This window comes from Pectobacterium atrosepticum, from assembly GCA_019056595.1.
Taxonomy (GTDB): Bacteria; Pseudomonadota; Gammaproteobacteria; order Enterobacterales; family Enterobacteriaceae; genus Pectobacterium; species Pectobacterium atrosepticum.
Genome location: CP036163.1, coordinates 4,310,860 through 4,325,120, shown reverse-complemented (window position 1 = coordinate 4,325,120; position 14,261 = coordinate 4,310,860). Strand labels below are relative to the sequence as shown.

General features: G+C 50.2%; 12 protein-coding genes and 6 tRNA genes. 15 read left to right on the top strand and 3 right to left on the bottom strand.

Annotated elements, in window-relative coordinates:
• Positions 1 to 70 precede the first annotated feature (70 nt).
• Positions 71 to 1,567 (bottom strand): PTS glucose transporter subunit IIBC, encoded by a 1,497-nt coding sequence (locus DCX48_20305; protein ID QXE16646.1) that lies wholly within the window; start codon positions 1,565 to 1,567, stop codon positions 71 to 73.
• Between the two features lie 360 nt (positions 1,568 to 1,927).
• Here DCX48_20305 and DCX48_20300 point away from each other — a divergent pair, with 360 nt between their 5' ends.
• The 4 genes from DCX48_20300 (at position 1,928) to DCX48_20285 (ending at position 7,096) form a co-directional block, all read left to right on the top strand.
• Positions 1,928 to 2,728 carry a glucosamine-6-phosphate deaminase gene (locus tag DCX48_20300; GenBank protein QXE16645.1) on the top strand — a complete coding sequence of 267 codons (801 nt, stop codon included), beginning with the start codon at positions 1,928 to 1,930 and terminating at the stop codon, positions 2,726 to 2,728.
• A 19-nt stretch (positions 2,729 to 2,747) separates the two neighbouring features.
• Positions 2,748 to 3,893, top strand: coding sequence for an N-acetylglucosamine-6-phosphate deacetylase (locus DCX48_20295; GenBank protein QXE17329.1), 1,146 nt, complete (start codon positions 2,748 to 2,750; stop codon positions 3,891 to 3,893).
• 111 nt (positions 3,894 to 4,004) lie between these two features.
• Entirely contained in the window at positions 4,005 to 5,228 is a 1,224-nt protein-coding gene (locus DCX48_20290) for an ROK family protein (GenBank protein QXE17328.1), read from the top strand.
• 203 nt (positions 5,229 to 5,431) lie between these two features.
• A complete protein-coding gene (locus tag DCX48_20285; GenBank protein ID QXE16644.1) occupies positions 5,432 to 7,096 on the top strand; it encodes an asparagine synthase B in 1,665 nt (554 codons plus the stop codon).
• A 19-nt stretch (positions 7,097 to 7,115) separates the two neighbouring features.
• On the opposite strand, the gene DCX48_20280 is transcribed toward DCX48_20285, so the two are convergent.
• Positions 7,116 to 7,346, bottom strand: a complete 231-nt coding sequence (locus DCX48_20280) for a hypothetical protein (GenBank protein QXE16643.1) — start codon at positions 7,344 to 7,346, stop codon at positions 7,116 to 7,118.
• Between DCX48_20280 and DCX48_20275 the strand changes: the two genes are divergently transcribed.
• From DCX48_20275 to DCX48_20240, 8 genes are all read left to right on the top strand, one after another.
• Positions 7,314 to 7,390 (top strand) — tRNA-Met (locus DCX48_20275). The two genes, DCX48_20280 and DCX48_20275, sit on opposite strands and share 33 nt — an antisense overlap.
• 7 nt (positions 7,391 to 7,397) lie before the next feature.
• A tRNA-Leu gene (locus tag DCX48_20270) sits at positions 7,398 to 7,482 on the top strand.
• 56 nt (positions 7,483 to 7,538) lie between these two features.
• Positions 7,539 to 7,613, top strand: a tRNA-Gln gene (locus tag DCX48_20265).
• Positions 7,614 to 7,648: 35 nt separating this feature from the next.
• Positions 7,649 to 7,723 (top strand) — tRNA-Gln (locus DCX48_20260).
• A 54-nt stretch (positions 7,724 to 7,777) separates the two neighbouring features.
• A tRNA-Met gene (locus DCX48_20255) sits at positions 7,778 to 7,854 on the top strand.
• Between the two features lie 6 nt (positions 7,855 to 7,860).
• A tRNA-Gln gene (locus DCX48_20250) sits at positions 7,861 to 7,934 on the top strand.
• 153 nt (positions 7,935 to 8,087) lie between these two features.
• Positions 8,088 to 8,576, top strand: a complete 489-nt coding sequence (locus DCX48_20245) for a zinc ribbon domain-containing protein (protein QXE16642.1) — start codon at positions 8,088 to 8,090, stop codon at positions 8,574 to 8,576.
• Positions 8,577 to 8,694: 118 nt separating this feature from the next.
• On the top strand, positions 8,695 to 9,327 hold the full coding sequence (locus DCX48_20240) for a hypothetical protein (GenBank protein ID QXE16641.1): 633 nt from the start codon (positions 8,695 to 8,697) through the stop codon (positions 9,325 to 9,327).
• Positions 9,328 to 9,349: 22 nt separating this feature from the next.
• On the opposite strand, the gene DCX48_20235 is transcribed toward DCX48_20240, so the two are convergent.
• Positions 9,350 to 10,516 carry a 2-octaprenyl-3-methyl-6-methoxy-1,4-benzoquinol hydroxylase gene (locus DCX48_20235; GenBank protein ID QXE16640.1) on the bottom strand — a complete coding sequence of 389 codons (1,167 nt, stop codon included), beginning with the start codon at positions 10,514 to 10,516 and terminating at the stop codon, positions 9,350 to 9,352.
• A 232-nt stretch (positions 10,517 to 10,748) separates the two neighbouring features.
• Here DCX48_20235 and miaB point away from each other — a divergent pair, with 232 nt between their 5' ends.
• From miaB to ybeY, 3 genes are all read left to right on the top strand, one after another.
• Entirely contained in the window at positions 10,749 to 12,173 is a 1,425-nt protein-coding gene (miaB, locus tag DCX48_20230) for a tRNA (N6-isopentenyl adenosine(37)-C2)-methylthiotransferase MiaB (GenBank protein QXE16639.1), read from the top strand.
• Positions 12,174 to 12,496: 323 nt separating this feature from the next.
• Positions 12,497 to 13,555, top strand: a complete 1,059-nt coding sequence (locus tag DCX48_20225; GenBank protein QXE16638.1) for a PhoH family protein — start codon at positions 12,497 to 12,499, stop codon at positions 13,553 to 13,555.
• Complete coding sequence (ybeY, locus tag DCX48_20220) at positions 13,552 to 14,031, top strand: rRNA maturation RNase YbeY (GenBank protein QXE16637.1); 480 nt, start codon at positions 13,552 to 13,554, stop codon at positions 14,029 to 14,031. The genes DCX48_20225 and ybeY overlap by 4 nt, the downstream gene beginning before the upstream one ends.
• Positions 14,032 to 14,261 lie beyond the last annotated feature (230 nt).

Sequence of the window (14,261 nt, the reverse complement as noted above, 5' to 3'; positions counted from 1 at the left end):
GGGCGAGATTGCTATCTCGCCCATCACTTTCATCGACATAACACCGCGTTAAACAAATAACGCCGTCACATTACGCTTTGTCATGTTCCGCTTTCAGCGCAATTGCTATCGATTCAGCTTGCGTGCCCACGACAATCTGTACGCTCTGCTTATTCAGACGAATAACACCTGCCGCACCAAGACGTTTCGCCTGAGCATCATCAACCAGAGAAGAGTCAGCTACATTCAAACGCAAACGCGTGATACAGGCATCGATGCCGATCAGGTTGGCTTTGCCGCCAAGCGCCTGCAAATAGCCACGCGCCAACGTCGCCGTATCGCTTGATTTATCACCCGCAGATGCGGTACTCACGTCATATCCATCGGCTTCGCTACCGCTCACTGCCAGTTCACGTCCCGGTGTTAACAGATTGAAGCGAGTAATCGTGAAGCGGAACACCACATAATAAATGACGAAGAACACCAACCCCTGCGCTATCAGCATGTACCATTGAGTGGCTAGCGGGTTACGCGAGGACAGCACCATATCCACCAGACCGGCACTGAAGCCAAACCCAGCAATCCAATGCATACTGGCAGCGATAAAGACGGAAAAACCCGTCAGTAACGCATGCAGGAAGTACAGCACTGGCGCCACGAACATGAATGAGAATTCCAGCGGTTCAGTGATCCCAGTGAAGAATGAAGCAAACGCCGCCGCCAGCATAATCCCGGCAACTTTACTTTTGTTCTCAGGGCGCGCGCAGTGGTAAATCGCCAGTGCAGCTCCCGGCAGGCCGAACATCATTATAGGGAAGAAGCCCGCCTGATAACGTCCGGTAATCCCCACCACAGCTTTGCCAGAATCGATAGACTGTTGGCCGGCCAGGAAGTTAGGAATATCGTTAATACCCGCGACATCAAACCAGAACACGGAATTAAGCGTATGGTGTAACCCTACGGGGATCAGCAAGCGGTTAAAGAACGCATAGAGCCCAGCGCCAACCGATCCTAACTGTTGAATGTATTCACCGAACGACACCAGTACATTGTAAATTGCTGGCCAGATGGACATTAAAATAAACGCCACCAGAATCATCAAGAAAGAAACCAGAATCGGCACCAACCGGCGTCCGCTGAAGAAAGATAGCGCTCTAGGCAATTCAACCTGACTGAAACGGTTATACAGTTCAGCGGACATCACACCGACCAGAATACCGATGAACTGGTTTTCAATCTTGCCAAACGCAGTCGGCACCAGTTCAACAGGGATCCGTTGGATCATGGCGACAACAGCCGGTGAACACAGCGTAGTGAGCACCAGATAACCGACAAAGCCGGTCAATGCGGCCGCACCATCCTTATCTTTCGACATACCGTAAGCGACGCCCACCGCAAACAGCACCGCCATATTCTCAATGATCGCCCCACCCGATTTGAGGAATAGTGCCGCCAACGCGTTCTCACTTCCCCAACCAACCGGATCAATCCAATAACCTATCCCCATCAGGATAGCGGCAGCAGGCAGCGTCGCGACAGGCACCATCAATGCCCGGCCGATTTTTTGTAAATAGCTCAGAATACTCACTTTTCCCTCTCTTACCTTTGCGAGGTAAATGAAATGTTGTAGGGCAAACAAACCTGCCAATAAATTTTACTGCCGAAAAACTTCACTACCAAAAAGCTTCATTGTCGAAAAAACAGGCCCAGTGGTGGTTCTTAGGGGAGTGTAAGAAAAATAATTCGCTACACAAATTAAACCCCGTAATTATGTGATAAAAATCACCAAAAAACTGCATACAAAAACTTTATACCTGAATAAAACCCCAACTTATTTCAAGATTAAAAAAAACGGAGTAGACTAATTTTAATGCACAGACAAAACGCGCGACTGGCGCGATTTACGCAATAACGTATTTAATTCCACTAAAAAATCAGGAGAGCGCTGATGAGACTCATTCCCTTAACTACCGCCGCCGACGTCGGAAAATGGGCCGCCCGCCACATTGTTGAGAAAATTAACGCTTTCAAGCCCAGCGCTGAGCGCCCCTTCATTCTTGGGTTACCGACAGGAACTTCACCGCTGGAAGCGTATAAATCGCTGGTCACCATGCATAAAGCGGGTCTGGTGAGCTTCAAACACGTAGTGACCTTCAATATGGATGAATATGTCGGTCTGCCAACCGATCATCCGGAAAGCTATCATACCTTCATGCATCAGAATTTCTTCAATCACATTGATATCCTGCGTGAAAACATTAACCTGCTGAACGGCAACGCAGCAGACACCACAGCAGAATGTCGCCGTTATGAAGAGAAAATAAAGTCCTACGGGAAAATTCATCTTTTCATGGGCGGCGTGGGCAATGACGGACACATCGCCTTCAATGAGCCCGCCTCCTCTTTGGCTTCCCGCACCCGCATCAAAACGTTGACGGAAGAAACCCGTATCGCGAATTCCCGTTTCTTCGGCGGGGACGTCAGTCTGGTGCCTAAATTTGCCCTGACAGTGGGCGTCGGTACGTTGCTGGATGCCGAAGAAGTGATGATTCTGGTGACCGGTCGTAACAAGGCACAGGCGCTACAGGCTGCGGTAGAAGGCAACGTCAACCACATGTGGACCATCAGCTGTCTGCAACTTCATGCCAAAGCCATCATGGTTTGCGACGAACCGTCAACGATGGAGTTGAAGGTAAAAACCGTTAAATACTTCCGTGAGTTAGAAACGGAAAGTATGAAGAACCTCTAACCGATCGCGGGAGTCGATGATGTACGCGTTAACCCATAGCCGGATTTTCACCGGCCATCAGATTCTGGATAATCACGCCGTCGTGATTGCCAATGGGCTGATCGAGCGAATCTGCTCGGTTGCTGAGCTCCCTGCCGGCATTGAACAACACGACCTGAGCGGTGCGTTTCTCGCTCCAGGATTTATCGATCTCCAACTGAACGGCTGCGGCGGTGTGCAATTTAACGACTCGCTGGACACGATCTCCGTCAAAACGCTGGAGATCATGCAGCAGGCGAACCAGCGTTCAGGCTGTACCAGTTTTTTACCCACGCTGATTACCTCCAGCGATGAGTTTATGAAACACAGCATCAACGTAATGAGAGACTGGCTGGCGCAGAATAAGCATCAGGCGCTTGGACTACATCTCGAAGGCCCGTGGCTAAACGTGATAAAAAAAGGCACACATGACCCTGCCTTTATCCGCAAGCCAACGCAAGCGCTCGTCGATTTTCTGTGTGTCAACGCAGATGCCATTACGAAAATCACGCTGGCACCGGAAGAAGTCGAACCGGCAGTTATCCGCCAGTTAACGGCGGCGGGCATTATCGTCTCCGCCGGACACTCTAACGCGACCTGGGAACAGGCTAAGCAGGGTTTTTCCGCTGGCATTCGCTTCGCCACTCACCTGTTCAACGCAATGCCATATCTGACTGGCCGTGAACCCGGGCTAGTCGGCGCAATTTACGATGCCCCGGAAGTCTATTGCGGCATTATCGCGGATGGACGTCACGTAGACTGGGCCAATATTCGCAACAGCAAGCGCATTAAGGGCGATAAACTGGTGCTGGTGACCGACGCCACAGCACCAGCGGGCGCAGATATTGACCAGTTCATTTTTGCTGGTAAAACCATATACTACCGTGATGGCATTTGTGTCGATGAACACGGCACCCTAAGCGGCTCTGCACTGACAATGATCGACGCCGTGCGTAATAGCGTCGAACACGCTGGAATCGCACTGGATGAAGCTATTCGGATGGCAACGCTCTATCCGGCTCGTGCCATCGGCGTCGATAAGCAGTTAGGCAGCATTGAAAGCGGTAAAGTGGCTAATCTGACCGCATTTGACCGTGATTATCACATTCTCAAGACGTTTGTTAACGGTAATCCTGTTTGGGGATAAAGCGAAAAGCGTCTTGGGGTAAAGCGGAAATACGTTGGGGGAAACCGAGATAAGGTTTACCCCATGTTGACGAAACAACGCGTTATACCTAAAGAAGCGAGTAACCTTTTAATGACCACAGGCGGACAGGCGCAGATAGGGAATGTCGATCTGGTTAAGCAATTAAACAGTGCGGTGGTTTACCGCCTGATTGATCAGCAAGGCCCGATCTCACGGATTCAGATAGCAGAGCAAAGCCAGCTTGCTCCCGCCAGCGTCACCAAAATAACCCGCCAGCTTTTGGAGCGCGGGCTCATCAAAGAAGTCGATCAGCAGGCTTCAACTGGCGGTAGACGCGCCATTTCAATTATCACCGAAAACCGCCCTTTCCATACCATCGCCGTACGTCTCGGTCGTTATGACGCCACCATTGCGCTGTACGATTTACAGGGAAAAGCGCTGGAAGAAATGCACTACGAGCTGCAAGAAAAAACACAGGCGTCGCTGGAGGCCACACTCTTTCAGTCTATCAGCGATTTTATTGCCAGCCACCAGCGCCGTATCCGCGAGCTTATTGCAATCTCTGTGGTGCTACCAGGACTCGTCGATCCCGTTGCAGGCATCGTCCGTTATATGCCACATATCAGCGTGAATAACTGGAAACTGGTCGAAAATCTGCAACGCCACTTCAACGTCACCAGCTTTGTCGGTCACGACATCCGCAGTCTGGCACTGGCGGAGCACTATTTTGGGGCCACCCACGACTCTCTGGATTCTATTCTGGTACGTGTGCATCGAGGTACAGGCGCAGGAATTCTCGTCAACGGACAAATATTTCTCGGCAGTAACGGCAACGTCGGCGAGATCGGTCATATTCAGATCGATCCACTCGGCGATCGCTGCCACTGCGGTAACTTCGGTTGTCTGGAAACCATCGTCGCCAACGGAGCAATTGAACAACGCGTACAACATCTGCTACGTCAGGGCTATCCCAGCAAACTTTCTGCGAATAACAGTTCTATTTCAGCAATTTGCAAAGCGGCTAACCGGGGCGATGACCTCGCCCGTGAGGTCATTGAACAGGTTGGGCTCAATCTCGGTAAAGCGCTTTCCATCGCGATCAATCTGTTCAATCCACAGAAAGTCGTGATTGCTGGTGAAATTACCGAAGCAGAAAAAACGCTGCTTCCTGCGATTCAACGCTGCATCAACACGCAGGTACTAAAAGAATTTCGTCATAACCTGCCGATTGAGATATCCAGCCTTAACCATCTTTCCGCCATCAGCGCTTTCGCATTGGTCAAACGTGCGATGCTAAACGGTGTTCTACTACAACAATTGCTCGAAAACGCCTGATTCCTTTTCTGGCCGGATTATGTAATCACTAAAAACCCGGCCTTTCCCTTGCATGAATTTGACGAATCAACACCAAAAAACCCAATAAATTAACGAAACACCACACCAATCGCTTTTTTCATTAAATAATATTGAATTCCTATGGCACTTTGATGCTAAATCAATGGTACTAAGTTCGAATCCGTAATTATTGGGAGTCATGTATGTGTTCTATTTTTGGTGTGCTTGATCTGAAAAGCGATCCTGTTGAACTGCGTAAGAAAGCACTGGAATTATCCCGTTTAATGCGTCACCGCGGACCAGACTGGTCCGGCGTTTATGCCAGCGACAAAGCGATTCTGGCTCACGAGCGTCTGTCTATCGTTGACGTCAACACGGGGGCACAGCCGCTTTACAACGCCGAGCGCACCCACATTCTGGCCGTTAACGGTGAAATTTATAACCATCAGGCATTGCGTCAGCAATACGGTGACCGTTACGCGTTTCAGACAGGCTCCGACTGCGAAGTCATCCTTGCCCTGTATCAGGAAAAAGGCCCTGAATTCCTGGACGAACTGCGAGGCATGTTCGCCTTTGCGCTGTATGACAGCGAAAAAGACGCCTACCTGATTGGCCGTGACCACCTCGGGATTATCCCGCTGTATATGGGCTACGATGAGCACGGTAACCTCTACGTCGCTTCTGAAATGAAAGCGCTGGTGCCAGTTTGTCGTACCATCAAAGAATTCCCAGCAGGCAGCTACCTGTGGAGCAAAGACGGTGAAATCCGTGAATATTACCAGCGTGACTGGTTTGATTACGATGCGGTAAAAGACAACGAAACGGATAAAGTAGCGCTGCACGATGCGCTCGAAGAAGCGGTGAAAAGCCACCTGATGTCTGACGTGCCTTACGGCGTGTTGCTTTCTGGCGGTCTGGATTCTTCCGTTATCTCCGCAATCACCAAAAAATATGCCGCACGTCGCGTAGAAGATGACGCGCGCAGTGAAGCATGGTGGCCTCAGTTGCACTCTTTCGCTGTTGGTTTGGAAGGTGCGCCAGATTTGAAAGCCGCGCAGGAAGTCGCTAAACACTTAGGTACCGTGCACCACGAAATCCATTTCACCGTGCAGGAAGGGCTGGATGCGATTCGCGACGTGATTTATCACATCGAAACCTATGACGTCACCACGATTCGTGCCTCAACGCCGATGTACTTGATGTCACGTAAAATCAAAGCGATGGGCATCAAGATGGTGCTGTCAGGTGAAGGTTCTGACGAAGTGTTCGGCGGCTACCTCTATTTCCACAAAGCGCCAAACGCCAAAGAGCTGCATGAAGAAACCGTGCGTAAACTGCTAGCACTGCACCAGTATGACTGCGCCCGTGCTAACAAAGCGATGTCGGCCTGGGGCGTGGAAGCTCGTGTACCTTTCCTGGACAAAAACTTCCTCGATGTTGCCATGCGCATCAACCCGCGCGACAAAATGTGCGGCAACGGCAAGATGGAAAAACACATCCTGCGCGAGTGCTTTGAATCCTATCTGCCGCACAGCGTTGCATGGCGTCAGAAAGAACAGTTCTCTGATGGCGTGGGCTACAGCTGGATCGACACGCTGAAAGAAGTGGCTGCCAACCAGGTTACCGATCAACAATTGGAAACTGCACGCTTTCGCTTCCCATACAATACGCCAGGCTCCAAAGAAGCCTACCTGTACCGTGAAATCTTCGAAGAGCTGTTCCCGGTTTCGAGTGCAGCAGAATGTGTCCCTGGAGGCCCGTCAGTCGCCTGTTCGTCTGCTAAAGCGATTGAGTGGGATGAATCCTTCAAAACACTGGATGACCCATCAGGACGCGCGGTTGGTGTACACCAATCAGCCTACAAATAATTCGATTTAATTTCATCAATCAACGGGCCTTTATGGCCCGTTTTGTATGCTTAATTGACTGCGAATGCGTGCTTTTTGGCGTTTTTCTCACCATACTGTTCACAACCCAAACAAACGATACATTGTGGGCCCTTTTCGGGAAAAAACTAGTTGACGCAATTAGACCAACTACGCATAATGCGCCCCGCAACGCCGATGAAGGTGACGCAAAAAAGATGGCTACGTAGCTCAGCTGGTTAGAGCACAGCACTCATAATGCTGGGGTCACAGGTTCGATTCCCGTCGTAGCCACCATCTTTTTGCGGGAGTGGCGAAATTGGTAGACGCACCAGATTTAGGTTCTGGCGCCGCAAGGTGTGCGAGTTCAAGTCTCGCCTCCCGCACCATATCATCTTCTCGGTTTGGCATCGTTTTTCGAAGCCTGTTGGTATTTTGTAGTGATTGGGGTATCGCCAAGCGGTAAGGCACCGGTTTTTGATACCGGCATTCCCTGGTTCGAATCCAGGTACCCCAGCCATTTCAAAATGTATGCTGAAAAATTCGTTGTCCTGATGGGGTATCGCCAAGCGGTAAGGCACTGGTTTTTGATACCAGCATTCCCTGGTTCGAATCCAGGTACCCCAGCCATCTACTTGATAGTAGAAGATTTTGTTGAAGTGAAGTAATAATAGCAGTACATTTGGCTACGTAGCTCAGCTGGTTAGAGCACAGCACTCATAATGCTGGGGTCACAGGTTCGATTCCCGTCGTAGCCACCAAATTTTTGGGGTATCGCCAAGCGGTAAGGCACCGGATTCTGATTCCGGCATCCGAGGTTCGAATCCTCGTACCCCAGCCAAATATGCTGGTAAAACAGCAAAGAAACGGGGCGACAGTCGAAAGACGTCGCCCCGTTTTCTTATGCGTGGCGACAAAGTGGCGACAGAAAGAGAAAATGCGTCTCTTGTGATGTTCAATTTTCTCAGTTGTTATTTGAAGAAGGAATTTCCGCATGGCATTAACGAAATGCAAAGAGTGTAGAAAAGAAGTATCCACATCGGAAAAAATATGTCCGCACTGTGGGATTAAAGACCCAGGCGTCACATTGAGCATGTCGTTAGTTGCCGTAGTTATTCTAGTTGCTATCGGGTGGGGAATATTCCATTGGGTTAGTAGTGATGACGAAAACACAGAACCAAAAACTTGTAGCCCTACCGATGGGCAATGCCTTTTCAAAGCCAACGTAGTTGACGCTACAGTTTCCTGTAAACCTCTTGTAGAAAAGGCCTCAAAGTACGATTACGAATGGGCTGATGATATACTCGATAATATCTTTTCCCGCTTTCTGCTAGACAGTAAAAACAATCAGCTAACGTTCATCGGCGACAAAATTAAATTCAAAAATGGCTTTAACGCAAAAATGACGATGACCTACGCATGCACTTTAGATCTGAAAACTAAAGAAACGGTTAACTTCGATATTGCAGAAGGAAAGCTGTAACACCAGAAGCCCAGTTATAGCTACGGGACTGTTGCACCCGTTTTCTTATGTCTGGTATTAACATAGTCTGGTGCTAACATATCCAAATCAATTATTCGATTTTCCCAAAAGGGCAGTCATGAAGGTTTTATCAACATACTCTGTTACTCATGATTTCAGCTGCGTTGTGGCTCCACGACAGAATAGCATCAGCAAGTCATGGCGATCTGCCATGCGTGTGCAATTAAGCAAACTGCTACTCAGCGTTGCGTTGCTGTTTTGCTTTCTCACACCAACTTATGCTGTCGGCACAGCTTCTTTCAAGATGTCAGCGCAAACGTTCGCTGACCGGATGAATGCCAATCTGACGAAACTCAATATCCCTCTCAAACTAACCATTAGTGTGGAAAAGGGAACGTCCGTCGATGATTTCCAGCACATTTTTAACGAGCACGTTGGATTAATTGGGTCGATAGAGAGTAAAAGCCAACAGCTTAATGGAATCGTGATACTCAACGCCGCGTCAGAATCCGCCGAAGCAACAAGACAGAACCTGCAAATCGTCACTGCCGCGTTTTCTGCGCTATTGGGTGAGAGCACGTTATCAGGTGAAAATAGCCTCGAAAGCCCTGAGGTGACCGAGATGATGTTCGGCCTGCTTCAGGATAGCCAGACCTCAGGTAAAGGCGTTCGGCAGATAGGAAATGTTCGCTTTATGGCAACAACTAATGCGGACACCGATATTATCTTCACCGCCGAGCCAGCACTGTAGTGGGCGGTATCCCCATAATCAGTCAGACGCCAATCGCGTATTTCAATGCGCGCTGTTTTAACACGCCAGCGCGCTGTGCAACCATTAATGCCATATTGCGCGCAAAACTCAGCGGCGGTAACGCGTTACTGAATGCGCTATAGAATAAATCCATCCCGCTTTGCATCATCAGGTTATCCGGCATACGGCGGCACTGATAGCGCCGTAATACACGTTCAGAAGCCCATTGTTCTCCCGCATTGCGCGCGTTAATCAACACATCCAGCAGCGCCTCAACATCACGATATCCCAGATTAACCCCCTGCCCCGCCAGCGGATTGATGGTATGCGCGGCATCACCCAGCAGTACCAAGCCAGGCTTGATATAAGTTTGCGCATGGCGTCTGACCAGCGGAAATGACCCAGCAGAGATCACTTTGACCGTGCCCAACCGCTCAGGAAACGCAGCCGCAATTTCTTTATCCAGCTGTGCAAGCGGCATCGCCTGAAGCTGGCGAATACGCTGTGGGCTGTCATACCACACCAGCGATCCCCATTGGTCAAATAGCGGTAAAAACGCACGCGGGCCACTCGGAGTGAACTGCTGCCAGGTAACATCCTGCTGGGGTTGCGACGTTTCAACGCCGATCAACATACAAGACTGACGATACTGCCAGCCGCTAATACCAATCCCTGCCCACTGACGAACCTGAGAGTTTGCGCCATCAGCACCAATCACCAGAGAAGCCGTCAGCTTCTGCCCATCAGCAAGCTGTAAACACCAGCCATCATCCGTACGTTGCAGACCCTGCGGTGTAGCAGGGCAATAACATCGGCAACGCTCCTCCTCCTGCAAACTTTCCCAGAGTGCCAGTTGCAGCACACGGTTTTCCACCATAAAACCCAGTTCAGGCAGGTGAATGTCGGCAGCATCGAAAACAACTCTGGCGTTCGCCCATTCCCAGGTTTCCAGCCGGCGATAAGGCGCGCTGCGCATTTGCTGTACTCGCGGCCATGCATCCAGTTCTTTCAGTAGCGCAACCGACGCATAGCCAATCGCCGAGATCCGTAAATCTGGCGGACTGGTGGCATCAAACGGCGTCGGCATTTCCTGCTCAATCACCGCAACCTGAAATCCTCGCTGCGCCAGCCCGAGCGCCGCGGCAGCACCGACCATTCCACCGCCAACCACAATCGCATCGTAATGCATATTGGCTTTATCCCCTCTGGTTCTGGTTTATTCACACCAGTAAAAATACATGAAAATAGTGTACTGGATTTGCGGGTGATTTTTCAGAAAAGCCGCATTTTTATAGAAAGTAAGGGGTTATAAAACCAGCGTGGCTTCCGGCACTGGTCACAACGTCAGCGAACGATTACAATACCCATCCCAAATGAGGGGAATCTTTCTTATTCCTTCCGCACTGAGTAATGGCAAGTCGATGACAAAAAAACTGCATATTAAAACCTGGGGCTGTCAGATGAATGAGTACGATTCATCAAAGATGGCTGATTTACTGGGAAGTACGCACGGCTATGAGCTAACGGAAATCGCTGAAGAAGCCGATGTTTTGCTGCTCAATACCTGCTCGATCCGTGAAAAGGCGCAGGAAAAGGTCTTCCATCAACTTGGTCGCTGGAAAGCGCTGAAAGATCTTAATCCGAATCTTATTATTGGCGTTGGTGGCTGCGTTGCATCGCAGGAAGGCGCGCATATTCGTGAACGTGCGCACTACGTTGACGTTATTTTTGGCCCACAAACGTTACACCGCCTACCGGAAATGATTAATCACGTTCAGGGCACGCGTAGCCCCATCGTTGACATCAGTTTCCCTGAAATCGAAAAATTTGACCGTCTGCCAGAACCGCGTGCCGATGGGCCGACGGCATTCGTTTCCATCATGGAAGGCTGCAATAAATATTGCACATTCTGCGTTGTGCCTTATACCCGCGGCGAAGAAGTCAGCCGCCCATGCGATGATGTGCTATTTGAAATCGCTCAACTTGCCGCGCAAGGCGTGCGTGAAGTTAACCTTTTGGGGCAGAACGTTAACGCCTATCGCGGCGAAACCTATGACGGTGAAATCTGCTCTTTTGCTGAACTGCTGCGTCTGGTCGCCGCTATTGACGGGATCGACCGTGTTCGCTTCACCACCAGCCATCCAATTGAATTCACAGACGATATTATCAGCGTTTATGAAGACACGCCGGAGCTGGTCAGCTTCCTGCATTTGCCAGTGCAAAGCGGCTCTGACCGCGTACTGACGATGATGAAACGCCGCCATACCGCGCTAGAATACAAAGCCATTATCCGTAAGCTGCATAACGCGCGTCCAGGCATCCTGATTAGCTCTGACTTTATCATCGGCTTCCCTGGCGAAACGCAGGCTGACTTTGAACAGACCATGAAGTTGATTGCCGATGTGAATTTCGATATGAGCTACAGCTTTGTCTATTCCGCCCGTCCGGGAACACCGGCTGCGGATATGGTCGATGACGTGCTCGAAGAAGAAAAAAAACAACGTCTGTACCTTCTGCAAGACCGCATCACCAAGCAGGCAATGCGGTTTAGCCGCCTCATGCTGGGCACCGTCCAGCGCATTCTGGTGGAAGGCACCTCACGTAAGAGCGTGATGGAGCTATCAGGCCGCACGGAAAATAACCGTGTCGTCAACTTCGAAGGCACGCCGGATATGATCGGTAAATTCGTCGATGTTGAAATCGTTGACGTTTATACCAACTCACTGCGTGGCATCGTGGTGCGGACCGAAGATCAAATGGATCTGCGCGTACACGAATCGCCGTCTTCCGTGATTGCTCGTACTCGCAAAGAGAATGAAATCGGCGTTGGATTCTACCAGCCGTAATCGATGTTCATTCTAGCCTAAGCGCAATGATGGGTGGCTTTGTCACCCATTTTTTATGGTTGACTACCACTGCAGCCCCCCTTCGGGTCGCTGATCGTGCATTTGTTATAGCAGGCTATTCTTAGCCTTCAACCTGTTTCAATTTCAAAGCGCTTACATTTGCTTTTGCGAGGCAGCATCCCAATATCATTATTGTGACTTGCAGCATCGGGCATTCACGATGAATAATTCACTCACATGGCGGAAACATCAGGCCATCGGATAACAGTTCATTTTGTACGGGCAGAAATAGTGCCAGTACAGTAACGCTCAAGAGGAATAATTTGAACGTAACGACAAAAGAAATTGCCCTTGAACCCGCAGATAACCAACGCCTGCTCAGCCTTTGCGGCCCGTTTGATGACAATATTAAACAGTTAGAGCGTCGTTTAGGCATCGAGATCAACCGCCGGGATAATCAATTTAAACTGATCGGCAAAAACCTGCTGACGCAAGCTGCCGCCGATATCCTGCAACGCCTGTATGTCGATACGGCTCCAGTGCGCGGCGTCATCGGTGATATCGAGCCTGAACAAATTCATCTTGCGATTAAAGAATCTCGCGTGCTGGAACAGTCTGCGGAACACGTTCCTGACTATGGAAAAGTGGTCAATATCCGCACCAAACGCGGCGTGATCAAACCGCGCACGCCGAATCAGGCGAAGTATGTCGCCAACATCCTCGATCACGACATCACGTTCGGCGTTGGCCCTGCGGGAACGGGGAAAACCTACTTAGCAGTTGCAGCCGCCGTGGATGCATTGGAGCGTCAAGATATTCGCCGTATTCTGTTAACACGCCCAGCGGTCGAAGCCGGTGAGAAGCTGGGCTTCCTGCCTGGCGATCTTAGCCAGAAAGTCGATCCCTACCTGCGCCCACTCTATGATGCCCTGTTTGAAATGCTGGGCTTTGAGCGTGTCGAGAAGCTCATCGAACGTAACGTGATTGAAGTTGCGCCACTGGCTTACATGCGTGGCCGAACGCTGAACGATGCCTTTATCATTCTGGATGAAAGCCAGAACACCACCACCGAACAGATGAAAATGTTCCTGACACGCATCGGGTTCAACTCAAAAGCTGTCATCACCGGTGACGTCACACAGATCGACCTGCCGAAGAGTCTGAAATCTGGCTTACGTCACGCGATTGAAGTACTGGCCGATGTGGAAGAGATCAGCTTTAACTTTTTCCACAGCGAAGACGTAGTACGCCATCCGGTGGTTGCGCGGATTGTGAATGCCTATGAAGCATGGGAAAATGCCGACCAGAAACGTAAAGACGCCTTAGCAGAACAGCGTAAGCGGGAAGCACAGGCGGCGGCATCAGATCAGGAGCAAAAATGAGTCAGGTGATTCTCGATTTACAAATCGCCAGCGAGCAAGCACAGGGATTGCCGGAAGAAAAAGACTTTCAGCGCTGGCTGGAAGGCGTTCTACCGCAGTTTCAGGAAGTCTCTGAAGTCACCATCCGTATCGTGGATGAGGCCGAAAGTCGCGACCTGAATAACACCTATCGCGGTAAGGACAAACCGACTAACGTGCTGTCGTTTCCTTTTGAGGCACCGCCTGAAGTCGAGCTTCCTCTGCTTGGCGATTTAATCATCTGCCGTCAGGTTGTGGAACGCGAAGCCGTAGAGCAGGAAAAAACCGTAGAAGAGCACTGGGCGCACATGGTTGTCCATGGTAGCCTGCATCTGCTAGGGTATGACCACATCGAAGACAGCGAAGCCGAAGAAATGGAAGCGCTGGAAACCGAAATTATGCAAAGTATGGGTTATGCCGACCCTTACCTTGCAGAAAAAGATGGCCTCACCGAATAAATAGAAATACATTTTATGTGACCCTAAATAATTCGAGTTGCAAGAAGGCGGCAAGGGAAAGAATCCCGATGAGCTTACTCAGGTAAGTGATTCGGGTGAGTGAACGCAGCCAACGCACGTGCAGCTTGAAGTATGACGGGTCTCCCCGAGATCGGGAAGATGTCGGGTACTTATCTGTTCCACATCAGCCACTGTGCCGCTTCCAGTTGCTGGCAATAATCCTTTAACAA